General features: G+C 51.7%; 23 protein-coding genes. 15 read left to right on the forward strand and 8 right to left on the reverse strand.

Annotation, left to right across the window (positions count from 1 at the left end; translation table 11 throughout):
• The first annotated feature begins 16 nt into the window (after positions 1-16).
• Positions 17-2,284: an AsmA family protein gene (locus EPV75_RS00855; protein ID WP_128384158.1), complete on the forward strand. Its 2,268-nt coding sequence runs from the start codon at positions 17-19 to the stop codon at positions 2,282-2,284.
• An 82-nt stretch (positions 2,285-2,366) separates the two neighbouring features.
• Here EPV75_RS00855 and trmB read toward each other — a convergent pair whose 3' ends face one another.
• The gene (gene trmB / locus EPV75_RS00860) at positions 2,367-3,110 is read right to left on the reverse strand and encodes a tRNA (guanosine(46)-N7)-methyltransferase TrmB (RefSeq protein WP_128384159.1); all 744 of its coding nucleotides are present in this window, start codon (positions 3,108-3,110) and stop codon (positions 2,367-2,369) included.
• 73 nt (positions 3,111-3,183) lie between these two features.
• On the opposite strand from trmB, the gene mutY reads away from it, so the two are divergent.
• From mutY to EPV75_RS00875, 3 genes are all read left to right on the forward strand, one after another.
• Positions 3,184-4,242 carry an A/G-specific adenine glycosylase gene (mutY, locus tag EPV75_RS00865; RefSeq protein WP_128384160.1) on the forward strand — a complete coding sequence of 353 codons (1,059 nt, stop codon included), beginning with the start codon at positions 3,184-3,186 and terminating at the stop codon, positions 4,240-4,242.
• Complete coding sequence (locus EPV75_RS00870; RefSeq protein ID WP_128384161.1) at positions 4,226-4,498, forward strand: oxidative damage protection protein; 273 nt, start codon at positions 4,226-4,228, stop codon at positions 4,496-4,498. Before mutY ends, EPV75_RS00870 begins: the two co-directional genes overlap by 17 nt.
• Before the next feature lie 199 nt (positions 4,499-4,697).
• Positions 4,698-5,900, forward strand: coding sequence for an EAL and HDOD domain-containing protein (locus EPV75_RS00875; protein WP_029939388.1), 1,203 nt, complete (start codon positions 4,698-4,700; stop codon positions 5,898-5,900).
• A gap of 74 nt (positions 5,901-5,974) precedes the next feature.
• On the opposite strand, the gene EPV75_RS00880 is transcribed toward EPV75_RS00875, so the two are convergent.
• The 6 genes from EPV75_RS00880 to trxA all read right to left on the reverse strand — a co-directional run bounded on the left by EPV75_RS00880 (position 5,975) and on the right by trxA (position 10,815).
• Positions 5,975-6,322, reverse strand: a complete 348-nt coding sequence (locus EPV75_RS00880) for a putative quinol monooxygenase (protein WP_128384162.1) — start codon at positions 6,320-6,322, stop codon at positions 5,975-5,977.
• A 31-nt stretch (positions 6,323-6,353) separates the two neighbouring features.
• Positions 6,354-7,418 (reverse strand): uroporphyrinogen decarboxylase, encoded by a 1,065-nt coding sequence (gene hemE, locus EPV75_RS00885; RefSeq protein ID WP_128384163.1) that lies wholly within the window; start codon positions 7,416-7,418, stop codon positions 6,354-6,356.
• A 169-nt stretch (positions 7,419-7,587) separates the two neighbouring features.
• Entirely contained in the window at positions 7,588-8,421 is an 834-nt protein-coding gene (locus EPV75_RS00890; RefSeq protein ID WP_225972352.1) for a thermonuclease family protein, read from the reverse strand.
• 170 nt (positions 8,422-8,591) lie between these two features.
• Positions 8,592-8,843 (reverse strand): type B 50S ribosomal protein L31, encoded by a 252-nt coding sequence (locus tag EPV75_RS00895; RefSeq protein WP_011369547.1) that lies wholly within the window; start codon positions 8,841-8,843, stop codon positions 8,592-8,594.
• Between the two features lie 254 nt (positions 8,844-9,097).
• Entirely contained in the window at positions 9,098-10,357 is a 1,260-nt protein-coding gene (gene rho, locus EPV75_RS00900) for a transcription termination factor Rho (protein ID WP_029939392.1), read from the reverse strand.
• Between the two features lie 131 nt (positions 10,358-10,488).
• A complete protein-coding gene (trxA, locus tag EPV75_RS00905) occupies positions 10,489-10,815 on the reverse strand; it encodes a thioredoxin TrxA (RefSeq protein ID WP_011369549.1) in 327 nt (108 codons plus the stop codon).
• A 365-nt stretch (positions 10,816-11,180) separates the two neighbouring features.
• On the opposite strand from trxA, the gene uvrD reads away from it, so the two are divergent.
• The gene (gene uvrD / locus EPV75_RS00910; RefSeq protein WP_128384164.1) at positions 11,181-13,394 is read left to right on the forward strand and encodes a DNA helicase II; all 2,214 of its coding nucleotides are present in this window, start codon (positions 11,181-11,183) and stop codon (positions 13,392-13,394) included.
• Entirely contained in the window at positions 13,394-14,005 is a 612-nt protein-coding gene (locus tag EPV75_RS00915; protein ID WP_128384165.1) for an ABC transporter ATP-binding protein, read from the forward strand. Before uvrD ends, EPV75_RS00915 begins: the two co-directional genes overlap by 1 nt.
• On the opposite strand, the gene EPV75_RS00920 is transcribed toward EPV75_RS00915, so the two are convergent.
• Complete coding sequence (locus tag EPV75_RS00920) at positions 14,002-14,382, reverse strand: carboxymuconolactone decarboxylase family protein (protein ID WP_128384166.1); 381 nt, start codon at positions 14,380-14,382, stop codon at positions 14,002-14,004. The genes EPV75_RS00915 and EPV75_RS00920 overlap by 4 nt on opposite strands.
• A gap of 227 nt (positions 14,383-14,609) precedes the next feature.
• Here EPV75_RS00920 and mnmC point away from each other — a divergent pair, with 227 nt between their 5' ends.
• The 9 genes from mnmC (at position 14,610) to EPV75_RS00965 (ending at position 24,778) form a co-directional block, all read left to right on the forward strand.
• Positions 14,610-16,601, forward strand: coding sequence for a bifunctional tRNA (5-methylaminomethyl-2-thiouridine)(34)-methyltransferase MnmD/FAD-dependent 5-carboxymethylaminomethyl-2-thiouridine(34) oxidoreductase MnmC (gene mnmC, locus EPV75_RS00925; RefSeq protein WP_128384167.1), 1,992 nt, complete (start codon positions 14,610-14,612; stop codon positions 16,599-16,601).
• Between the two features lie 92 nt (positions 16,602-16,693).
• The gene (locus EPV75_RS00930) at positions 16,694-17,743 is read left to right on the forward strand and encodes a hypothetical protein (RefSeq protein WP_128384168.1); all 1,050 of its coding nucleotides are present in this window, start codon (positions 16,694-16,696) and stop codon (positions 17,741-17,743) included.
• A 12-nt stretch (positions 17,744-17,755) separates the two neighbouring features.
• A complete protein-coding gene (locus tag EPV75_RS00935) occupies positions 17,756-17,953 on the forward strand; it encodes a hypothetical protein (protein WP_029939398.1) in 198 nt (65 codons plus the stop codon).
• Entirely contained in the window at positions 17,954-18,553 is a 600-nt protein-coding gene (locus EPV75_RS00940; protein ID WP_128384169.1) for a YfaZ family outer membrane protein, read from the forward strand.
• A 145-nt stretch (positions 18,554-18,698) separates the two neighbouring features.
• Positions 18,699-21,497, forward strand: coding sequence for a PAS domain S-box protein (locus tag EPV75_RS00945; protein ID WP_128384170.1), 2,799 nt, complete (start codon positions 18,699-18,701; stop codon positions 21,495-21,497).
• A 33-nt stretch (positions 21,498-21,530) separates the two neighbouring features.
• A complete protein-coding gene (locus EPV75_RS00950) occupies positions 21,531-22,295 on the forward strand; it encodes a competence/damage-inducible protein A (protein ID WP_128384171.1) in 765 nt (254 codons plus the stop codon).
• Positions 22,292-23,491 carry a BaiN/RdsA family NAD(P)/FAD-dependent oxidoreductase gene (locus EPV75_RS00955; protein WP_029939402.1) on the forward strand — a complete coding sequence of 400 codons (1,200 nt, stop codon included), beginning with the start codon at positions 22,292-22,294 and terminating at the stop codon, positions 23,489-23,491. Before EPV75_RS00950 ends, EPV75_RS00955 begins: the two co-directional genes overlap by 4 nt.
• Before the next feature lie 68 nt (positions 23,492-23,559).
• On the forward strand, positions 23,560-24,009 hold the full coding sequence (locus tag EPV75_RS00960) for a hypothetical protein (RefSeq protein ID WP_029939403.1): 450 nt from the start codon (positions 23,560-23,562) through the stop codon (positions 24,007-24,009).
• Between the two features lie 109 nt (positions 24,010-24,118).
• Positions 24,119-24,778 (forward strand): OmpA family protein, encoded by a 660-nt coding sequence (locus EPV75_RS00965; protein ID WP_029939404.1) that lies wholly within the window; start codon positions 24,119-24,121, stop codon positions 24,776-24,778.
• Positions 24,779-24,850: the final 72 nt, after the last annotated feature.

Genomic DNA, 24,850 nt, shown 5'->3' on the forward strand with positions numbered 1-24,850 from the left:
CGGAAAAGGAAAGATTATGGAATCCAAAAAAGACCCATTACCGCATGCCACTCCGGAAGATGCCGCCAGCATTGAGGAGGCCTTGAATCCGGAAAAACGGGTGTATTCCGACGACCATGTGTGTCCGATCAAAGAGGCGCGTATGGCGAAAAAACGCCGTCCACCCGCGCATCCGGCCGTGAAATGGACCAGTCGTTTGGTAATGGGCTTGGCGGTGATTCCCATCATTGTAGTGTTGGCCTTCATCGGTGCCATCACCTTTATGGATTTCAACCAGTACAAAACCACCATCGAAAGTGAATTTCAGGCTCGCACCGGTTATCCGTTAAACATCGAAGGCGAGCTGGATGTCTCGGTCTGGCCGTTTGCGTTGGAAGCCAGTCAGGTGGCGATGCAGGACAAAACCGATCCAGAGCGCCCAGACCTGGCGAAAATCGACAGTATTCAGGTGGAGTTCTCCCTGTGGGATTTGTTTGTGAATCGCAAGCTGGACATTCTTGGCGTGGAACTGGAAGGCGCGCATCTGTACCTCGAAACCGACAAGAACGGGCGCAGCAACTGGCACGGCATGCCGATGCTGTCGCATTTTCTGCCGGAACCGAAAGCGACTTTTCGAACCGTCGCTTATCAACCGGTGGTGAACAGTGCGGAAAGCCGCCAGGGCAATCCGCCGAGTTTCCACTGGCGTTTGAACAGTTTCGTGTCGCAAAACGCCGTGCTGGAATGGCGTAATGAAGAAAACGGTCATACCTTCCTGCTGGACGATTTCGACCTGATGGCGTTCGATATCGCGCCGGACGAACCGTTCAAATTACTGACCAATTTCGCCTATCAAACTAATGTGGTCAAAAGCCGTTTCCACGTCAATCTATCGACCGAATTGACGGTGAATGAAGCCTTGAAACAATGGCAATTGGCCGATTGGAACGGCAATATCCGTATGATTCTGCCGAAGGAAACAAAAGTGCCGGAAGTGCGGGTGGAAACCACTGGCAAAGCGTTTAAGCTCGATATGGAGCAGAAGACGTTCCACGTGGAGCAGGTCAAGTTGAGTTCGTTGAAAACCCAAATCGAAACCTCTCTACAGGGCCAGTATGGTGCGCATCCGCAAACCGAAGGCGAAGTGAAGGCCGAGCACATTCGTTTGCGCAAATGGTTCCGCCACTCCGGCATCGAGTACCCGCATTTCGTCAATCGTAAGGTATTGAGGGATGTGTCGGCGGCGTTCCGTTGGAAACAGACGGCACGTCAGTTGAATATCGACGATTTGGAAATGCTGGTGGACGGCGCCAAAATCGCCGGCCATATTCAACGCCAAAAACAGGCGGGCCGACCGGATCAATACCGTTTCGACATTGCGGTATCCGAATTGGACATGGATCAATACGAAGCCTATGTGAATCCGCCACCGAAAAAACGGCGCTCTGCGGAAACGGCGGCTCAGCCCAAGCCAACGGCACCGGTTCAAACCGCCTCGGGTAAAAAGCCGGAAACCTATCTGCCGATTGCCTTGCCGGTCAATACCTTGAAAGAGCTGGATGCCGAAGGGCGCTTGACCATCGGGCAGTTGAAAGCTTGGCAGATGGTGTTCACCCACTTCGATTTGACCCTGGCGGCGAAGGACGGCCAGTTGAATCTGGCGCCGTTAAACGCCGATTTGTACCAAGGCAAGCTGCGTTCCGAGCTGGCTGTGGACGTCACCGGCAAAACTCCGGCATATGACTGGAAGGGCACGATGAACGCGATTCAGCTGAAACCGTTCCTGGCCGACGGTTGGCAGTATCACCAGTTGGACGGCGCTTACAGTGGTGGTTTTGATTTGCAGACGCGTGGCGTCAACAGTTACTTGCTGCGCCAGAATATGAACGGGCGCATCACGGCTAAGGTGAGCGACGGCGCCTTTGTGGGCATGGATTTGAACAAGTTATTGGCCGGGCAGAAAACCCAGCCGCAGGACGCCACGCAGTTCAGTCAATTGAGTCTGACGGGAAATATTCAGAAAGGCATTCTGAAAACCAAGGACTTCAAGGTGAAAAGCCGGCGTTTTTCCGCCACGGGACTGGGGTCATTGGAATTGACCTCGACTTTGCTCGACAGCACTTTGTACACGGTGTATCAGAACCCGCCGAAGTCGTTACGGTCCTTGAAGGGCATGAAAGTGCCGGTCTATTTGAAAGGGCCGCTGGATCAATTGAAATGGTCGGTGGACATGAAGGCTTTATTGAACAATCCGGATAACCAGCAGAAGCTGCTGCAAGGTTTGCAGCAGTTGTTTCAATCCTGATTCGTTGTATTGATAAAAAACCACCAGGCCTGGTGGTTTTTGGGGGTTACGAGTGTTCGTGCCCAATGGGCACTTGTTCGAGTTAAGCCTTGCGCTCGAAAATCAAATCCCATACGCCGTGACCGAGTTTATGACCGCGTTGCTCGAATTTGGTCAAAGGACGATAATCCGGACGCGGTGTAAACTGGCCTTCACCGGCGGTGTTGCTGTAATCCGGCGCCGCACTCATCACGTCCATCATTTGCTCGGCATAATCCTCCCAGTCGGTCGCCATGTGGAAGTGGCCACCGGGTTTGAGGTGTTGGGCAATGGTGTGCGCGAATTCCGCCTGCAGAATACGGCGTTTTTTGTGCTTTTTCTTGTGCCAAGGGTCGGGGAAGAACAGATACACCGCCGACAGGCTGTCTTTGGGAATCTGTTTATTCAATACTTCGATGGCATCGTCGTTGAAAACACGCACATTGGTGAGGCCCTTTTCCTGAACCAGTTTCAACAAGGCGCCGACGCCGGGGCGATGCACTTCGATACCGATGTAATTGTTTTCCGGATGTGCTTCCGCCATGGCTGCCAGACTGGTGCCCATGCCGAAACCGATTTCGACAATGGTCGGCGCATCGCGGCCGAACAGCTCGGTGAGGTCCAAGAGTTTATCTTCCAGTTCCAGTCCATAGCTTGGCCACATGGCGTCCAGCGCGTTTTGTTGTGCCTTGGAAAGGCGTCCTTGGCGCAGAACAAAGCTTTTGATACGACGTTTTTCGGCTGGGATGTCCGCCGGTATTTCCGAGGACGGTTGGGTTTGGGCGGTTTCGGTTGTTTTTTCGGTCATGGGGTCTAGTACAATAGGTGTTCAAATTTTTGACTTATTATAACGGAAAAGCGAATTGGATAAACGACAGGCAATGACCGAACCTTGTTTTTCACAGGCCTTGCTGGATTGGTTCGATGTTTCGGGCCGCCATGATTTGCCTTGGCAGCAGGACAAGACCCCTTATCGCGTTTGGGTGTCGGAAATCATGTTGCAGCAAACTCAGGTGCAGACGGTTATTCCGTATTATGAGCGATTTATGACGTCTTTCCCGACGGTCGAAGCCTTGGCCCAATCTACGGAAGAAGCGGTGTTGGCGCATTGGTCGGGGCTGGGGTATTACGCTCGGGGGCGCAATTTGCTGAAAGCGGCGAAAGTGGTGGTGGATGAATTGGATGGCGCTTTTCCGTCGGATTTGGAAGGCATGATGGCCTTACCGGGCATTGGCCGTTCCACAGCGGGTGCGATTCTGTCGATTGCCTGTGGGCAGCGGCATCCGATTTTGGACGGTAATGTCAAACGGGTGCTGTGCCGTTACGATGCGGTGGAAAGCTGGTCGGGTGAAAAGCAAACCGAAGCCAAACTTTGGCTACGGGCCGAGGCACTGACACCGGAAGCGCGATTTGAGGATTACACCCAGGCGATTATGGATTTGGGGGCGACCTTATGCACCCGCAGCAAGCCGAAGTGTGATGAGTGCCCGGTCAGCGAAAACTGCCAGGCCTGGCAGCAGGGCCGCGTCACCGAGTTTCCATATTCCAAGCCGAAAACCAAAAAGCCGACGCGAGAGGTGGCGATGTTGCTGTTTCGGAAGCCGTCCGGTGATATTTTATTGGAAAAACGTCCTGCAAACGGTATTTGGGGCGGGCTTTGGAGCCTGCCGGAATCGCCGGAACCGGCGGTACAAAACCTGATAAAAAACAAGGTTGAAACCGTCTGTGAGGGCGCAGGGGATTTGGTAAAATGGCCCCTTCTGAAACACACTTTCAGTCATTATCACCTGATGATTCAACCGATTCTGGTGGACCGGGTGCGCTCGACCGATCTGGAGGGCGAATGGCTGCCGGTGGCGGAAGCCTTGACGCGAGGCGTGCCGGCACCGATTCGAAAACTCATCAAACAACTGGAGAGTCACAATGGCGAGAATGGTTAACTGTGTCAAAATGGGCGAAGAAATGGAAGGCTTGGACTTCCCACCTTTTCCGGGCGAATTGGGACAAAAGGTGTTTGATAATGTGTCTAAAGAGGCCTGGAAACAATGGTTGGCGCAACAGACGATTTTGATTAACGAATACCGTTTGTCCAGCCTGGACCCGAAAGCGCAAAATTTTCTGAAAGACGAAATGCAAAAATTCCTGTTCGGCGGTGAAGACATCGAAATGCCGGATGAGTTCAACGCTGTTGATTAATCGATACCTAGCTTTATAACGCCAGTGTAGAGGCCGTGTCCTGTGATGGTTTTTTCGGTATTATCGGAGAAACTTATCATTGGGATAGAGACGATTGATTCGGCCGTAAATCGGGCTGTGCTAAAATGAAAATGGGTGCCGGAAAAGGCCGAAATGGCTTGCCGGGCACCGATTTTCAGCGATTAAAATAGAGATAATCATGTCGCAATTAGTGGATATCTACATCGGCCGCCAGCCGATTTTCGACGCGTCCGTGCGCGTTCATGCCTATGAACTGTTGTTCCGTTCCGGTTCCGAAGACAACCATGCCCGCATTCTCGGTGGCGACCATGCCACGGCTCAGGTGATGATGAACCTGTTCGGTGACATGGGGTTTCAGGAAGTGGTCGGTCGTCATAAAGCTTTTATCAATTTCACAGAAGGGTTGTTGCTGAGTGAGAACAAGCCTTTTTTCCCGCCGAAGCAAATCGCCATCGAAGTACTGGAAAACGTCCATGTAACGCCTAAGATCATCGAGGCCTTGAACGCTTTGCGTGCGAAAGGGTATGAGGTGGCGCTGGATGATTACATTTTCAATCCGAAATTGGCCGAACTGGAAGCCTGTGCGGATATCATCAAGGTCGATATCCTACAAGTCGGGCCCAAGAAAATGCTGGAACATGTGGGCCGCCTGAAAGAAAAAGGCATTCGTTTGTTGGCCGAAAAGGTCGAGACTCGTGAGCAATTCGAATTCTGTCAAAAAATCGGTTTCGATTATTTTCAGGGCTATTTCTTTTCCAAACCCAAGATTCTGCAAGGGCGTAGTCTGCCGTCCAATAAGTTATCGACGATGAAATTGCTGGCCAATGTCTATGATCCGGATATTGATATGGCGATTCTCAGCAACATCATTCGTCAGGATGTGGCACTGAGCCAGAAGTTGTTACGCTTTGTGGCCACGGCGGGCGGCAATCACAAGATTACGTCGATTCACGATGCGGTGTTGCGTTTCGGCCTGAAGCGATTGCAAAGCTGGTCGAGCATGATGGTGCTGTCGGGGGTGGATGATAAGCCGCGTGAGCTATTCCACACGTCTTTGATTCGCGCCAAGTTCTGTGAATTGGTCGGTGAGCAGGTGGGGGATTTTTCCAAGGACAGCTATTTTACCGTGGGGCTTTTCTCGACACTGGATGCGGTGATGGACGCGTCTCTGGAGGAGTTGCTGGCGCAATTGAACTTCGACCCGAAAATCAAACAGGCACTGGTGGCCTCTCACGGTTCTCTAGGCGTCGCATTGGCGGCGGTCAAGGGGATGGAGCAGGGCCGAACCGATTTCGAGCTTCCTGAAGGGCTGACACCGTCAGAGCTGTCGAAACTGTATCTGGAAGCGATGGAGTTCGCCAATAAGGTCGATTTGGGTTAATCGGAAGGGGTTGTTTCGGATTATAAAAAACCGCCACACCCTAAAGAGTATAAAGGCCTGGCGGTTTTTTGGTTTTACAGAACCGGGGCGTCGTAGTCCTCGGGTTCATCCGAATAGACGCAGACATTCCAATCGGCGACCAATCCCGTTTCGGCTTGGCATTGGGTTTCGAAAAACTCGACGATTTCCCGGCGCTGGCAATGCGCTTCGAAACTGGGCATGTCTCGCCAGATTTCGTTAAACGCGATTGGCATGCTTTTTCCGTCGGCAAAGGGGCTTTGAATTTGACGGGTGACACGGTATTGAAGGCAGCCGTCTTCACGTAAAGTATTCGGCTCCAGTGCCTGGAGCACTTTGAACAGCGCAGATGTCTGTCCCGGTTTCGGTTGGAATTGCGCAATGCAATAAACGCGTTGAGACATTTTCGGGTTCCTTTCTGGTGGCCGTGGCGTTTTAACCGTGGTATTTCGGACTCAGCTCGGTGACCGCTTGAATGAAAGCGCCGGCGTGTTCCGGGTTGACTTCCGGGTGGATGCCGTGGCCCAAGTTGAAAACATGCCCTGTGCCATGACCGTATTTTTCTAAAATGGTCGCCACTTCTTCGCGAATGCGCGCCGGTGAGGCGTAAAGAATGCTTGGGTCCATATTGCCTTGCAAAGCGACTTTGTCGCCGACACGGGCGCGAGCGTCGTCGATGTCGGTGGTCCAATCCAGGCCTAGAGCATCACAACCGGTTTCGGCCATTTTCTCCAGCCATTGCCCGCCGCCTTTGGTGAACAGGATGACCGGCACTTTGCGACCATCGTTTTCACGCTTCAAACCGTCGACGATTTTCGCCATATAGCGCAGCGAGAATTCCTGATAGTCGCGTGGCGTCAGAACGCCGCCCCAAGTGTCGAAAATCTGCACCGCTTGGGCACCGGCTTCGATTTGTGCATTCAGGTAAGCGATGACGGAGTCCGCCAACACATCCAGAATGTGATGCAAGGTGGCCGGTTCGTCGTACATCATCGCTTTGATTTTGGAATAGGTTTTACTGGAGCCGCCTTCGACCATGTAAGTAGCCAGCGTCCAAGGGCTGCCGGAGAAGCCAATGAGTGGCACACGACCATCCAAGGCTTTGCGGATGGTGCTGACCGCATCCATGACGTAGCCTAGGTCGGAGTCCATGTCCGGCACAAACAGCTTTTTCGCGTCCGATAAGGAACGCACCGGCTTATCGAAAATTGGCCCTTCGCCGGTGGCAAAACGCAATTCCAACCCCATGGCATCCGGAATGGTGAGGATGTCGGAGAAGAGGATGGCGGCATCCAGCGGGAAACGCTCCAATGGCTGCAAGGTCACTTCACAGGCCAGTTCTTTGTTACGGCATAAGTCCATAAAGGAACCGGCTTCCTTGCGGGTTTCGCGATATTCTGGCAGATAACGACCGGCTTGACGCATCATCCACACGGGGGTGCGATCCACGGGTTCTTTTAAAAGTGCGCGTAAAAAACGGTCGTTTTGTAGTTCCGCCATCGGAAATCCTTTTTGTGTCATTTGAATCGAAAGAGCTATTTTAACGGCGAGACGCCCAAATGTCACAAAAAAACCGGTTTTCAATCCGTTTAGGAATCAAAGTGTTAGCGAAAGGGTTGGAAAAAGGCTAAGACCCCTAGGGCGAGCGCTCGAAAGCGCCGAGCCGGGGTCATTCGTTAACCGGGTTCAGGCGGTCGATGGCAAAGGGAGAACGCACCTTGACGAACATGGAGCCACCGTACAGGAATCCGAACCCGCGGGCTTCGATTACTTTGCCTTCCAGTGTTTTCAGTCTGTCGTAATCGAAGCGCTCCCAGTCGGCTTTGCGGATGCGGATGCCGGTCGTGTCCATGTTGAGGATGTAATTGTTGGAGCTTTTATCGACCTTGACGATTTTGCCTTTGAAGATGTGATAGCCCTCGTCTTCAGTGTTGATTTCCGAAGAGGGGGCAATCGGATAATGCAGGTCTGGCCGTTTTTCCGCCAAACTCCACAGCGCAATCTTGGCTTCCCGAGCGGTTTTTTCCGCCTGGTAATAGCACTTTTGGTGTTTCATGTTAGGCGGTTCCGATTTCGCCAATACCAGGCCGCTTTCCAGCATCAGTTTTTGCAGATTGACGATGCGGCCGTCCTGCTTGATGTACAGGTGGGCGTAATTACGGTAGAAATCGTCGATTTTCAGTTCATCGTATTCCACGCCGACTTGCAAATCGTGGTTGGCCAGCAGTTGATTGAGTTTGGTTTGCGACTCTTTCGCGAACGGTTGGCCGCGGGTATAGAATTTTTGTTTTTTCTGGATTTGTGGCGCCTCGATGCCAATGAGACGGAACTCATTGTTTTGAATGATGATGGTATCACCACTCAAGGCAAAGCTGGCCTTGACCCAGACATCGATTTTCTGAGGGGCACAGTCGTCGGCCTGAGACGCAAAAGCAATGGGCAGCAGGCAGAGCGGTAGCCATTTAGCACAGGATTTCAAAGCGGCAATCGATAATTTCATCATAGGAGTCGGTGTCTTGGGTTGAACTGGATGAGAAAGATTGTAGCAAAGGCCAAGCCAAGAGCGTGAAGAAAATCGAAGGGACGTCAGGGAATCGTAGAAATAAAAAAGGCCGTTTGAAACGGCCTTTTTCAGGATATTTTGTTTTGCAACAAAATAACAGTGTGAAGTGCTTACTTGCGCATACCGTATTTTTGACGGAATTTTTCAACACGTCCTTCTGTATCGACCAGTGATTGCTTACCAGTGAAGAAAGGATGTGAAGCACTAGAAACTTCGATACGAACTAGTGGGTATTCTTTGCCGTCTAAAGTAATGGTGTCGCCAGAAGTCTTTTCAATCGTAGAACGAGTTAAAAAGGTTTCACCAGTCGAGATGTCCTGGAAAACCACTTCATTGTATTCTGGATGAATGCCTGCTTGCATGATGACGGTCCATTTTATTTATGCAGTGCTCAATTTGTCTTTTTCGTTTGGCCGATTCATTGTCTTTGGCGTGAAACCAAAACAAATTGTCAGGGCACAGACAAAGCTGATACACCACTATGTTTAAAAAAAGAAAGCGAAATTATAGAACTAAAAAACAAAATTGCAAGTAAAAACCGCATTTAATGGATGAAATACTTGCAATTTTTCGGTTTTGGGTCGGCTCGCTCTCCGGATTGTCGGCGGGAAGCGGCTTAGCGCTTCATCGCCGTGAACAGTTCGTCGTTGGTTTTGGTGACCTTCATTTGGTCGATCAACGTCTCGATGGCATCCACCTCGTTGTTGAGGCCTTGCAGGAAGCGACGCAGAATCCAAATGTTCTGATACTCTTCCGGCGTGGTGAGCAACTCTTCCTTACGCGTACCGGACTTCTCGATGTTGATGGCCGGGAAGGTGCGTTTTTCGGCGATGCTGCGTGATAGATGCAGTTCCATGTTACCGGTGCCTTTGAACTCTTCGAAGATGACTTCGTCCATTTTCGAACCGGTGTCCACCAACGCTGTGGCGATGATGGTCAGGGAGCCGCCTTCTTCGATATTACGTGCGGCACCGAAGAAACGTTTCGGGCGGTGCAAGGCGTTGGCGTCCACACCCCCGGTCAAAATCTTGCCGGAAGACGGTACGACCGTGTTGTAAGCACGCGCCAAACGGGTGATGGAGTCCAGCAGAATGACCACGTCGGTTTTATGTTCGACCAAACGCTTGGCTTTTTCGATGACCATTTCCGCAACCTGAACGTGGCGGGTAGCCGGCTCGTCAAAGGTGGAAGAAATGACTTCGCCCTTAACGGTACGCTGCATTTCGGTCACCTCTTCCGGACGTTCGTCGATCAATAGCACGATCAAATAGGCTTCCGGGTGGTTTTCGGCGATGGATTGAGCAATTTGTTGCAGAATCACGGTTTTACCGGATTTCGGTGGTGCCACAATCAAACCACGCTGCCCTTTACCAAACGGTGCGGCAATGTCGATGATACGGGTGGTGATGTCTTCCGTGCTGCCGTTGCCTAGCTCCATTTTCAAACGCTCTTGCGCGTGTAATGGGGTCAGGTTTTCGAAAGCGATTTTCTTACGGGCGACATCCGGGTCTTCGAAGTTGATTTTTTCAACTTTCAGCAAGGCAAAATAGCGTTCGCCGTCTTTCGGTGGGCGAATTTTGCCTTGAATGGTATCCCCTTTACGCAGACCGAAGCGACGAATCTGGCTCGGCGAAACGTAAAGATCGTCCGGTCCGGCCAAGTAAGAACCGTCGCCGGAACGCAGGAAGCCGAAGCCATCCGGTAGGATTTCAAGCACCCCTTCACCGTAAATGTCTTCACCGCTTTTGGCATGCGCTTTCAGAATGGCGAAAATGATGTCTTGTTTTTTCAGACGGGCCAGGTTTTCCAGGCCTTTTTCCGCGGCGATGTCCAGCAAAGCGGCCGCAGACATTTTTTTAAGATCGTTTAAGTTCATATGGTTATAACTGTCTTTGAGTAAGGTTGAACGGGGTAGTTGGAAGTTTAAATGTTTGGGGGATGATCGAGTGATTGTGAATCTAAGCCGCCCATTGACGTCGGGCAGCTTTGAACGGGAAGTCCGTGAAGTTATAGGTTACCGTCTAAGAATGCACACAGTTGAGACTTAGAAAGCGCGCCGACTTGCGTGGCGTCCACTTCACCGTTTTTGAATAGAACCAATGTCGGAATACCGCGCACGCCATATTTTGGCGGCGTCGCTGGGTTTTCGTCGATGTTCAATTTAGCGACTTTGATTTTCCCTGCGTATTCACCGGCAACCTCGTCCAAAATTGGCGCGATCATTTTACAAGGACCACACCATTCGGCCCAGAAATCCACCAAAACAGGAACGTCGGACTGTAGTACTTCACTGTCAAAGTTTGCATCAGAGGTTGCAATCATGTTGTCACTCATTAGGTAACTCCTTACGTTTTAAGTATCTCGATTTTGATGCTTACACGCATCCCCAATTGGTTGTGGAGAAAGTCGTATGGGAAGCTATCGGGGTCGAGATAAGAATTATCATCCAAGTCTTTGTTTGGGTTTTCCGTTGCGGCGGAACCCGTTTATGTATGCGTTGGATGAAGATTGAATTTTTGAAATTTGGATAATTATTACATTGTTTCCGTTTTCAATGCAAGCAAAATCTGAAATGTTTTTCATTTGGCGATTGGCGGGGGTGAATAAAAGATGCTGAAAGCGCCAAAATCCCTTAGGATATGCGCATTACCTGTCCCTTTTCACGATTGATACGATTTTGGTTTTCGACTTTAGTTTTTATGGATATTTCACACATATTAAATGATTTAAATGACGCCCAGCGAGAAGCGGTGACGGTGGATGACCGTCATGCCTTGATTCTCGCCGGCGCCGGCAGTGGTAAAACCCGAGTGCTGGTGCATCGCATCGCTTGGTTGACGGAGGTGATGGGCTTTTCGGCATATAACATTCTCGCCGTGACCTTCACCAATAAAGCCGCCAGTGAAATGCGCGGTCGGGTGGAAGCGTTGATCGGCAATCAGTCGCAAGGCATTACCATGGGCACGTTTCACGGCATTGCCTATCGTTTGCTGCGCACCCATTATCAGGAAGCCGGGTTGCCACAAGCCTTTCAGATTCTGGATGCCGATGACCAGAAACGTGTGATCAAGCGGTTATTGAAAGCGTTGGAACTGGACGAAGCGCAATGGCCGCATAAACAGGTGCAGGCGTTTATCAACGGTGAGAAAGAAGAAGGTCGCCGTCCGCATCACATTGATGCCGGGCACAATCCGTATGTGCGTAAGATGGTGCAGATTTATCAAGCTTACGAGGAACAGTGCAAACGGGCAGGCCTGGTGGATTTTGCCGAATTACTGTTGCGCGCCCACGAACTGTGGCTGAAGAATCCCCAAGTGCTGGCGCATTATCAAAATCGTTACCGTCATATTCTGGTGGACGAATTTCAAGACACCAATACCTTGCAATACGCCTGGTTGCGGGTGTTGGCGGGCGCCACGGGCAAATTGTTTATCGTCGGTGACGACGACCAATCCATTTACGGTTGGCGTGGGGCGAAAATCGAGAACATACGCCGTTTCGACGAGGATTTTTCCGATGTGAAAACCGTTCGTCTGGAGCAGAACTACCGTTCCACCAATGTGATTTTGAAAGCCGCCAATGCGTTGATTGCACACAACCAGGACCGGATGGGGAAAAACCTTTGGAGTGCCGGCGAAGACGGCGAACCGATTCAAATTTACGAAGCCTTCAATGAGCAGGACGAAGCGCGCTACATTTGTAATCAGATTGAAGCCTGGTGCGAACAGGGCGGCAGCCGTTCGGAAATTGCGGTGTTGTATCGTTCCAACGCCCAGTCGCGCGTGATGGAGCAGGCGCTGTTGCAAGCGCAGATTCCGTATCGGGTGTATGGCGGTTTGCGGTTTTACGATCGTGCCGAAATCAAGGATGTGTTGGCTTATCTGCGCCTGTTGATCAGTCGCGAAGACGATGCCGCCTTCGAACGGGTGTATAACCATCCGCCGCGCGGCATCGGCAATAAAACCGCCGATCAAATCCGCGAAGTGGCACGAATGGAGGAAATTTCGCTCTGGCAAGCGGCCAATCAGTTGGTGGAAGCCGGTTTAACGGCGCGTGCCAAAACGTCGGTCAATGGTTTTTTGACCTTGATTGAAGCATTGGATCAAAGCACCGACGGACTCGATTTACAGGATCAGGTCATGCAGGTGGTGTCGCGCTCCGGCTTGCAGCTGCATTTTGAAAAGGACACCTCCGAGCAAGGCCAAAGCCGTTTGGAAAACATCGACGAATTGATTAACGCTGTCAGTCAATTCAAGCCGATGCGCACAAACGAAAGTGTGGCTGATTTGCCGAGTGATGCGTTTGATGAACCGAATTTCGATAATCCTCTGGCGGAGTTTTTGGCGCAGGCGGCGTTGGAGGCCGGTGAGCAACAGGCTGATCATTGGGAGTCGTCGGTGCAGTTGATGACGTTGCACGCCGCCAAAGGGTTGGAGTTTCCGCTGGTGTTTATGATTGGTTTGGAAGAAGGGCTCTTCCCGTCTCAACAATCGCAGGAAGACCCTTATCGATTGGAGGAGGAACGTCGTCTGGCCTATGTCGGGATCACGCGGGCAGAAAAGCAGTTGATGATTTCCTATGCCAATCGCCGCCGGATGCACGGTTCGGAGTTTTATCCGTTGCCGTCGCGCTTTTTAAAAGAAGTGCCTGAGGATTGTGTGCAGCATGTGCGGTTAAAAGGATCGGCACAGGCGACCACGTCGTCGTATGGCGGCGGATTTGGCGCCGGCGCGTCGGCCACCTTGAATGAAAGCGGTTACCAGGCCGGTGAACGGGTGTTTCATCAGAAGTTCGGGGAGGGCATGGTGTTGGCGACCGAAGGTGCCGGTGACCATGCGCGCATTCAGGTGAATTTCAATCATGCCGGCACCAAGTGGCTGGTGGCGGCCTTTGCCAAACTGGAGAAATTGTGATGTTTCGAGTGGAAGAGCTCGCCATTGACGCCTTGCTGGCTCCGGTATCTTTTGCACTGGCCGAGCAGGAGGTCTTGATGGTGTCCGGCGTATCCGGTTCCGGCAAATCGCTTTTGTTGCGTGCTTTAGCGGACTTGGAACCCCATTCCGGCCAGGCCTGGTTGAATGCCGAGAAACAGTCGGCGTTTCCGCCGCCGGTGTGGCGTCGTCAAGTGATGTGGTTTCCGGCCGAAACCGCTTGGTGGGACGATTCGGTTGAAGCGCATTACCCGGATGCTGTGACCGAGAAGGATTCGGATCGGTTGGTTTCCGGTTTGGCCGCGCTGGGATTGCCGAAGTCGATTTTAAAACAACCGGTCACGGCCTTGTCGAGCGGCGAAAAACAGCGATTGGCTTTGTTGCGGGGCTTGGCGTTCCAGCCGAAAGTGTTGTTGTTGGATGAGGTGACGGCGAACCTGGATCCGGACTCCACCTTGGCGGTTGAGGCATTGGTTCAATCTTATTTGGCCGAACAACAAGCCTGCGCGGTGTGGGTCTCGCATGACCCGGCGCAGGCGGAACGACTCGCGTCCCAGCAGTTGGTGTTGTCGAAAGGCTCGACGACGCTCTAAGCTTTAATATGGATTGACGTAAAACGCGAATCGGATTTGACGGAATTATTTGTCGAAGTATTTATCCAGCTCCTCGTACAGAATCTCCATATACATTTTAATTTCGGTCCGCCACCCATGACGACCGCCATCATCGCGGCTTCCAGCATTTCTTCCTTGGTGGCCTTGGCCTCGACGCAATCTTTGGCGTGGACGGCGATACACCAAGCGCACTGGAAGGCGATGGCCAGCGATAACAGAATCAAATGTTTGCTTTTGGCGTCCATCGCGCCGTCCTTCTCGGCGATTTTGATAAAGGCGCTGAACTCTTTGAGTTGGTCCGGCATATCCTGCATCAAGCGACCCATCAATTGTCCGGTTTCTTGCAATCTTTCCATGGCTTCTCTCTCCTCTGGTTGCCGCTTTTTCAGGATGCTGAAAAAGCGGGCAAGTAGTTTTACTTAGACAGACAGTTCAAATCTTACCGCAAAAGCGTTTGGGTGTGTCTCGGTTTTTGGATGAAATTTTTTTGACTCGTCGCTTGCGGCATACAAAGTGTTCAGATGAGGTTCGGAAATAAAAATGGTCAGGGTGTTTGTCCCAATTTTTGGTTTAAAATAATGGCATGACAGACGATAAACGCCTCATTTCAAGCGCACAAATCGAATGGACGCCGGAGCAGGTGCCTAAAGCGACGCATTTCGATGATATCTATTATTCGGTCAGCGATGGCTTGGCCGAATCCGATTACGTGTTTGTGCAGCAAAACCAACTGCCGGAACGGTTTGCCGCTTTGCGGGCAGGCGAGGTCTTCACGGTGGCGGAAACCGGTTTCGGTACCGGGTTGAATTTTTTGCAAACACTGCGTGCCTGGTTTGAATGTGCGCCGAAAAGCGCCGAACTGCAATTTATTTCATTTGAAAAGTTTCCTTTGAGCGGTGAAGACCTTTCAAAAGCCCATGGCGCGTTTGCGGAATTAGGGACGTTGTCACAAGCATTATGTGCGGTTTATCCGCTCCGGTTGCCGGGTTGGCATGAAATGTCGTTATTTGATGGAAAAGTGCGTTTAATTGTTTGGTTCGGCGATCTTTTGCTGGGATTGCCTGAATTTGAGTGCTCGGTGGACGCTTGGTTTTTGGACGGTTTTGCGCCGAGTAAAAACCCGGATATGTGGCAACCGGCTCTCTATACGCAGATGGCGCGTTTGAGTCATGTTCAAACCACGTTTGCCACCTTTACAGCCGTTGGCGAGGTGCGCCGTGGGTTGCAAAAGGCTGGGTTCGCGGTGGAAAAAATGCCCGGTTTTGGACGCAAACGGGAAATGTGTCGGGGGCAATTGTCGCAAGAGCGTGCTTTCTCATCGAAGGCGCCCTGGTTTGCGTCGCCGGATCCGATCAAACCAGTCAAGCAGCGCGCTGTGGTCATTGGCGCCGGGCTGGCCGGCGCAACGGTGGCACGCCAATTGGCGGAGCAGGGCTGGACGGTCAGAGTGTTGGAGGCGGGGGCGCAACCGGGGCAACAGGCATCCGGCAATCTGGCCGGCGCGATTCACCCGTTGGTGACCGCGGATTGGAATCTGCGCAGTCAGTTTTATTTGAGAGGTTTCGAGACCACCTTGAAATGGCTCGAGCCTTGGCTCGACAATCGTCAAATCGTCGGTGAACTCAATGGACTGATGCAGTTGGCGGTGACCGATACGTTGGATAAACGTCTGAAAGACAGTTTGCAACGGGTTGGCTTGCCGCCGGAGTTCGCGGTTTGGTGTGATGCCGAACAGGCCAGTGCGCGAATCGGTCAAACAACGGAATTTGAAGGGTTGTTCTTTCCAAAAGGCGGTTGGGTGCGCCCGTCGACGGTGGTGGACACCTGTTTAGCGCATGAAAACATCGAATTGCGTTTGCATGAGACGGTGACGGATTTGGTGAAAAATGACCGGGCCTGGTCAATTGTGACTAATCAGACCCAGCACGAAGCTGAAGTGGTGGTGGTGGCCACGGGTGCTTTGGATGAAGCGTTGAACCGTCAGTTGGGGTTGCCGATTCGCCCGGTGAAGGGGCAGGTCAGTCATTTGCCAGCCACGGCTATCCAAGCACCGTTGCATTGCACTGTGACGCACCGAGGCTATACGGTCACGGGCAATTTGGGGGAGGATGCACCTTATGAGGGGGTGACTGGAGCCACGTTTGAAGCGCCGGATACAGCTACGGAGCTGTCGGAAGCGGCGCAATCGGAAAACCGTGAGATGGTTTCCGAGGCTTTGCCGAACTGGTGGAATCACGAAGCCGGGTTGCATGGCAAAATCGGTTTTCGCCCGACGACGCCGGATCACCTGCCGTTGATTGGCGCGGTGCCGCCGCCGGAATGGATGGCGGAGGCTTATTTGTCGCAACCGCATAGCCAAGTTCCGCATCGTTATCCGCCGCAGCGGTATCAAACCGGGCTGTTTGTCAGTAACGGTCATGGAGCGCGGGGCTTGATGTCGGTTTTTCTCGGTGCGGAAATCATCGGGCGGATGGTGGCCGGTGAAATGGCCGTCATGCCCCAGCATCTCTACCACGCGGTACACCCTTCGCGCTTTGCGATTCGAGCTTGGCGAAGCGGTAAAAAGTCATACTAATTCACTTCTATCTCTACGTTAAATCGAGTATCATGATGGCCGTCAGTTGCATAAAAAATAATGTTAATAATTTAAAACAAGTGGTTGTTATTATGAAAAAAGCACTCTTTCTATTTGTGTTGTCAGTGTGGGGTTTGTCCGGTTGTACGCAATCGATGGTAAATGAAAATGAAGCGTCTCTAAAAAAGGTCGCGCCATCGTGGATTGTGTCCACTCAGGATGAAGACAGTGAATATTTATACGCCAAAGGCCAAGCGCCTTTGGATGAAGGTCAGGCCGACGCGACGGAGCAGGCCAAAGCCAGTGCCAAACAAAATTTGGCGGCCTTGGTGAATGGCCGGATGCAGACAATGCCGTCCACCAAGCAAATCGCGGTGGAAGAAGAAACGCCGTTTGAAAGCAAGTTGCGGAAAGCCATTCGCGCCGAAGTGAAGGGCTATCAAATTACCGTGCCGGATGCGGACACCGTTTATGTCGATGACGAAGCGAATACGGTATTTGCGTTGGCGAAAATTCCGAAAGCCGCCATTGACGACGCAATGATGGAGCGTTTGCAGGCTTTGGATAATCAATTGACGGATTATCTGCACGTGAGTGGCAAAGGGTCCAAATTGAACCAGTTGCTGTCGATTCTGCCGGCCATGCCGACGATTGAAGCGCGCGCGGACCTGAAAGCGCATTTGGAAAATTTTAAGGGTGAGTCTATTACCTTACCGCACGACCAATTGGCGGAATTACTACAGAAGCGTATGAACACTTTGGTGGATCAAATCGTCATCAATCTGGATGCCAGTACTCAGGAAACGGCGGCTTTTGAAACCGCTTTCCGTAAAGCATTGGCATCGGAAGGCTTCAATATGACGGCGAGAAAGCCGGATTTGACCTTCAAGTATTTCATCGAAGCGAATGAGTCGAAAGAAGAGACCCTGTACAAAGTCAGTTTGATTGGTGATTTGGAAATGATCAATGACTTAGGGGTCACTGTGGCGACGGTGAGTAACGAATATCAAGGTATGAACGAAATGAAACCGGAAGCGACCGGCGCGGCTCTGATGGCGTTTGCTGATGAAGCGACCGATACCATCGTCAAGACATCGGTCGACTATATGAATAAGGTCAATCAACTGAATTACAATCGCTAAGGGTGTGATGACATGAAAAAACTGTGGCTGGTGTTGCTGGTGGTCGTGTTTGCGGTTTTGGCCGTGATGTTCGATTGGTTTGGCAGTCGTGATGTGGCGCAGAGCGGTGTCGAGGCGACACAGGGCGCGGTGGATAAAATTCAGGAGACGGGAGATGCCATCTCCCAGACCATTCAACAATTAAATGAAACGAAAAAGGAAGCGAATTAAATGATGTTATGGAAGCGGTTGCGTAAAAGCATTTTGGTTGCTGGATTGATTGGATTGTCTTCAACGGCGACTGCCGCCATTGATGGAAATGCCGGGTTGGATTTGTCTTTATCCAATGACACCGCTAATGTCGGTCTGTATTCTTTGCGTGAGACACCGCAGGAACTGACCAACCTCGGCATCGATTTCATGTTCAACAATGATGGCGACCGTGTGTTGGACCTGTTCGGCAGCATTGCCCGCAAAGGTTTGATGGGCAACCAAAACCTGGAGTTGGGCCTGAAAGGCAAAGTCTTCTATCTGGATGAAGATAAGGACGGCAACAATGGCTATGGCCTGATGTTGGGGGCCTTGGGGCGCTATTGGTTACCGACGTCTGTACCGTCGGCGATTGCAGCGGAGTATATCTATGCGCCGTCCATCGTCACCTTCGGTGATGCCGACAACGCTTACGAGTTCAATGTCCGTGCCGAAATGCGCATTCTGCCAAGCGCGGTGGCGTACATCGGCTTCCGCCAGTTCCAGGTGAAATTCCCGAAAACCGGCTATCATGAAGTGGATGGCAACGCCCATATCGGTGTGCGCATCGCTTTCTATTAAGCGCATCGTATAAGCATGTTTGGAAAGGGCCTTCGGGCCCTTTTTTGTTGCCCTTAACGATTTTTGACAAAAGGTTTCGGCAAGGGAAAGATCTGGAGGTGTGAAATGGTCGTGCCTCGGGTTCGGAATTGAGTAAAATAATCACATGAAACCTACAAGCGATCTGTTTGCCACGTCTTACTTCTTTCCGCTGTTGGCGCTTTCTCTGCTAACAGGGATTGGCTTCGTCTTCTGGCAGAACTACGAAGAGCATCAACAGGTCAGTCAAGAAATCGCGTTGGAAGATGCACGGAATTTTTCCATTTCCGTGGTCGAGTTCCGAAATTATTACGCGAAAAAAATTCTACCTTCTCTGGTGAAGCGCGGTGTGCCGGTCATGCATGATTTCGAAAATCATCCAGACGGCGCGGCACCCTTGCCAGCCACCTTTGCCAAGGATTTTGGGCGTTATCTATCGTCGGATGGCGACGGTTATAAAGTGAAACTTTACAGCGACCAACCCTTTGTCTGGAGTCAGGACAGTCAGCACTTGGATGCATTCGAGGCCGACGCGATGGCGTATTTACGCCAACACCCCGACCAGCCGTATTGGAAAATTGTGCATCAGGACGGTCGTAAGGTGTTGCGCTATGCTCGCGCGGATGTTTTGAAAGAGAGTTGCGTCGGGTGCCATAATACCTATCCGGGTACCCCGAAAACCGATTGGAAAGCCGGTGATGTACGCGGTGTTTTGGAGGTTCAGCGACCGCTGAGTTATGGGGTGGCGGATGAGAAGCACGCTTGGCGGTCTTTTCTGTTCATGGTCGGTTTGGCGCTGATTACCCTGTTCTTGCTGGCGGTGATGATGCGTCGTTTGAAACTGTCTTTGCGTGAGTCTCGTCAGCTGCTGGAAGAGCAATCCGCTGCCAACGAACAGTTGAATACCGAAGCCGGTCATCGGCGCCAGTTGACCGAAGAACTGGTGATGAGCCAAAACAAAACCCGCGCGGTCATGAACTCCGTGACCGATGTGATTATCGTCATCGATTCCAAGGGGATTGTCATTGAGGTCAATCGCGCGATTGAGAAGATGTTCGGCTATGCAATGGATGACATTCTGGGACAAAATATCAGTGTCTTGATGCCGAATCCGTATCGTGATGCTCATGACGGTTATCTCGAGACCTATTTGAAAACGCGTCAGAAGAACGTTATCGGTCGCACCCGTCGGGTGGAAGGGATGAAGAAGTCCGGCGAGTGTTTTCCGGTTGATTTGTCGGTCAGTGAAGTGCAGCTCAACGACACTGTGGTCTTCACCGGCGTGATTCGGGATATCACCGAACAGGTCGCGGTGGAGGAAACCATGGCGCAAGCACGGGATCAAGCCATTCAGTCGGCTCAGTTGAAATCGGAATTCCTCGCCAATATGAGTCACGAAATTCGAACGCCGATGAATGGCGTGATGGGGATGACCAGTCTCTTGCTGGATACGCCCTTGTCCAAAGAACAACGCGCCTTGGCGGAGACGGTGTCATCCAGCGCCTCGGCATTGTTGCAGATTATCAACGATATCCTCGATTTCTCGAAAATCGAAGCCGGAAAATTAAAGGTGCATGCCGAACCTTGTGCGCTTTTGCCGACCATTGAAGGTGCCATGAGCGTAGTGGCGGATTTGGCCTTCGCTAAAGGGTTGCGGTTCGATTATTTTGTCGATCCGACTTTGCCGGATCAGGTGTTGATGGACGATGTGCGGGTCCGTCAGGTACTGGTCAATTTGTTGGGTAACGCGATTAAGTTCACCGATCTCGGTTATGTGGTCTTACGGGTGTATGCACAGGAACGGAAAAACCAACCGGAATTGGTATTTGAAGTCGAAGATACCGGCATCGGAATTGCCGAAGAGGCTCAGGCCCGTTTGTTCAAGGCGTTTTCGCAAGTGGATGGTTCCACCACCCGTTTGCACGGCGGGACCGGCTTGGGGTTGGCCATTTCACAGCAGTTGGTGAGTTTGATGGGAGGACGTATCCGGCTGAGCAGTCAGGTTGGTCAAGGTTCACATTTCTTTTTCTGTCTGCCCCTGAAACCGGTCGGAAAAGAGGCCTGCCTGGAAGCCTTCGCCAATCCGATGCGGGGCATTTTCCTCTCGGATGCCGATCGAGTGACCGATTTGATCGTTCAGCAAATGGCTGATTTGAATTTCGAATTGACGCCTTTTGATACGTTTGACGCGTTTTACGAGGCGATTGAACGGTCAGCGCCTGAAACCTTGATTGGGGTCGATGTATCGAGGCTGGAAGACGTTTTTCCCGATAAGGCCGTTCGTGTGCAAAAAATGCAGGCCTTGATTGATACGGGGCGGCAACTGATATGGAACGTGACCCGACAGCAGCGTCAGGATTCAGCCTATCACCCATATCTGGAAAACGACCAGGCCTATTGCCTGATGAAACCGGTGAAAATTTCCTTTTTGCATCGTAATGCCCATCTGATTGAATCGGGGGAACTGGATAAAGTGGAGCGTGAAATTTATCACAGCCTCGAACCGGACGACAACAGCGCCGAATCGGACTCATCCGTACCTTCCGGCGAACAACGCATTTTGCTGGTAGAAGACAATGTCGTGAACCAAAAGCTGGCGTTGGCGATTCTGGCGAAAGCCGGTTACGAAGCCGATTTGGCCGCCAATGGTCAGGAAGCACTGGACAGGCTTCAGTCCGCCACTTATGATTTAATATTGATGGATTGCCAAATGCCGGTCAAAGACGGTTATCAAGCCACGCGTGAGATTCGCGCATTGGAAACAACCACCGGCACGCATATCCCGATTATCGCCATGACCGCGAACGCGATGAAAGGCGATGATGAAAAATGTTACGCCGTCGGCATGGACGATTACATGACCAAGCCGATCAATCCGAAAAAGCTGGCGGAAAAAGTGGCGTTTTATTTAAAACCGCACGATTAACTCAACCCCGTAACGTAATAGGTACACGACACCATGGCATCACACAACGCAACACTGAAAAAAATCGGGCTCCTGATTATCGGAGACGAAGTGTTGTCCGGTAAGCGGCAAGATAAGCATCTGGTGCAGGCCAACAGCCTATTGCGCCCGAGAGGCTTGGCGATTTCCTGGGTGCGGATTTTAGGGGATGAGCCGCGATTTCTGACCGAAACCTTAAAGGAAACCTTTGCCAGTGGTGACATCGTGTTTTCGTTCGGCGGAATTGGCGCCACACCGGATGATCGCACCCGTCAGTCGGCCGCCAAAGCGTTGGGGGTACCGATCGAACGCCACCCGGATGCGGTTCGCGAAATTGAAGCCCAATTCGGAGAAGACGCTTATCCGCAGCGTATTCACATGGGCGAATACCCGCAAGGCGCCAGCATTATTCCGAACGCTTATAACCGGGTGCCGGGCTTTTCGATTCAAGACCACCACTTTATGCCCGGGTTCCCGATGATGGCGAAACCCATGATGGAGTGGGTACTGAACACCTATTATGCCGAGATGACATTCGAACCGAAAGTCGAGAAGACCATCCGTTTGATGGACGGTCAGGAATCGGAATGGATTACCTTTATGGAAGATTTCGAGGCGCGTTTTCCCGATTTGCGCCTGTTCAGCCTGCCGAGTATTTCGTCCAGCGGGGAGCGCACCATTGAGTTGGGTGTGGAAGGCTTTGAAGCCCAGGCCGAAGCGGGGTTGCGAGTTTTGATTGCCGAAGCGGAAAAACGTCGCGCGACGTTTGAGGTCCTTTGAAGTCGCGTACCACCGATGTGCTGGTGTTGGGCGCCGGCGCAGCCGGTTTGATGTGCGCGGCCACCGCCGGTTATCGTGGCCGCCGGGTCGAGGTGCTGGATCATGCGCCGAAGGCGGCCGCCAAAATTCGCATTTCCGGCGGCGGAAAGTGCAACTTCACCAATCTGACGGTTCGTCCGGACCATTATCTGTGCGGGAACCCGCATTTCGTTAAAAGTGCTTTGGCGCGTTATCAACCGCAGGATTTCATCGACTTGGTCGACCGCCATGGCTTGGTGTATGAAACGCGCGAGCTGGGCAAATTATTCTGCCAGAATCGCGCGGGGGATTTGATTCAAATCCTGCGCACCGAGTGTGATTGGGCGGGTGTCGAATTTCACTTGAATACGCGAGTCGAACAAGTCGAAGCCTTGGATGAGTCCCATCAGCCATTGCGGTTTCGTGTTGTCACCAATTATGAAGTCATCGAGTGTGAGTCGCTGGTGGTGGCGACGGGTGGCTTATCGTTTCCGAAGTTGAAAGCCAGCGGATTCGGTTATCGTCTGGCAGAACAGTTTGGTTTGGCGGTGATCGAAAAACGCCCAGGCCTGGTGCCTTTGGTGTTTGACGGCAAGCTGCGCGATTTTTGTGCCGCCATGGCCGGAGTATCTCTGGATGTGACCATCCGTAACCAAGACGACACACAATCCTTCTCGGAGGCCTTATTGTTTACCCATCAAGGCATCAGTGGACCGGGTGTTTTGCAGATTTCCAATTACTGGCGGCCGGGCGAGGCGATCCGGGTGAATCTGTTGCCCGACATAGATGTCGTTGAGGCCTTGTTAAAATTGAAGCAAGAAAATGCTGGCCTGAAAAAATGGTTAAACGGTTTCTGGCCTAAGAAATTCACCCAGGCCTGGTTGGAAAAATATCCTTTGTCCGAACCGCTGGCGGAACTGCCCGACGAACGCCTGCGGCAGTATGCCGAACAGCTCACTGCCTGGACGCTTTACCCGTCCGACACCGCCGGTTACGATAAGGCGGAAGTCACACTGGGCGGCATCGACACAAATGCGATTTCCTCGAAAACGCTGGAGGTCAAAACCACGCCGGGGTTGTATTTTATCGGTGAGGTGCTGGACGTCACCGGTCAACTGGGCGGGTATAATTTCCAGTGGGCTTGGGCGTCTGGCTTCGCCGCCGGGCAATCGGCTTGACCAAGAGAAGGGCTCAATGCCGTATAATAGCGTTATTCAGAAACCAAACGAGAGCGAACAACCGTTTTATGAACCTACTTAATCTACCCGAAGACACGCGTGCGCCTTTTTCCAAAACCGTTCAGACGTTGATTCAAAAGCATAAAATCGACCCGAACGAAATTTTTATGAATGTGTTGGAAAGCGAAGAAGCGCCGGAAATGAACTATTGGATGATGAAAGTCCTGATTCAAGAGCATTTCGTGTCGCCACAACAGGAAGTGGCCAAGGACGCGGCGGGCGAAACCGTCAAACCCTTGCAAGCGGCGTGTTTGTTGAATAATGTCGGCGCGCTGGCGGCGTTGTTGGAAGCCAACGCCTTTCAGGGTGGCGTGACGGATCGTGAATTTCAATTGGCGGCGCGGATTGCCTCCCGTCAGGAAGACCAAGGTGCCTTGGGCGTGATTATGAAATACGCACAGGAAGTCGGTAACTTGGAAACCTTTATGCGCGAGTTGCAGGATGCGCCCATTCAATAAACAGAATAAACCAGTCAGTTAAGTTTACTCTTTGCCTGTGGCGTACAAAGCCTTATAGTTAGAGCATACTCCCCAATTTAATGTTCAATTTAACTTAAGGTGAAGCACAATGACGTTACGTTTACCCTTCCTGTTTATTTCCGCCACTTTGATCGCCACCGGTGCGCAGGCGTTTGAAGACATTCCCCATCAACAAAACAACGCTTATGTTTGGGATTCCTACGGCAATATCGTCCGTGATCGAGACGGTAATTGCGTGAGAACCATCCATTGGAAAGAAGATACCGTACCTTGCGGCGGTGAGCCGAAAGCCGTGGTCAATGCCGAAGCGCCGATGCCGAAAAAAGCCGAACCGGTCGCCGAGTCCGCTAAAGCGGTTGAAGAACCGGTTGTCGAAGAAGTGGCCGCTGCGGTTGCGGTGGTGGAAGTCGCCAAGCCGGCGGATTTCAACGGCTTTTTCAAAACCGACAGTTTTGAGCTGACCGACGAAGCCAAATCCAAGCTGGATGGTTATGCCGAATATTTGCAAGCCAACCCGGACACGACTTTGCAAATTCGTGGTTTTACCGACAGTCATGGTTCCGCGGCCTATAACCAGAAGTTATCGCAAAAGCGTGCGGATTCCGTTAAAAACTATCTGGAAAGCAAAGATGTGGATGCAAAACGCATGGAATCGATTGGCGAGGGTGAAAAATATCCAGTGGCCGATAATGCTACGTCCGCTGGACGCGCCAAAAACCGCCGTGTCGAGTTGACGGTCACCGAATAATTCGCAAACGATCTTCCTTTTTAAGCGGCGAAAGCCGCTTTTTTTGTACGTTAATAATAGCTAATTACTATT

It is taken from the genome of Hydrogenovibrio thermophilus (assembly GCF_004028275.1).
In the GTDB taxonomy this organism is placed as follows: Bacteria; Pseudomonadota; Gammaproteobacteria; order Thiomicrospirales; family Thiomicrospiraceae; genus Hydrogenovibrio; species Hydrogenovibrio thermophilus.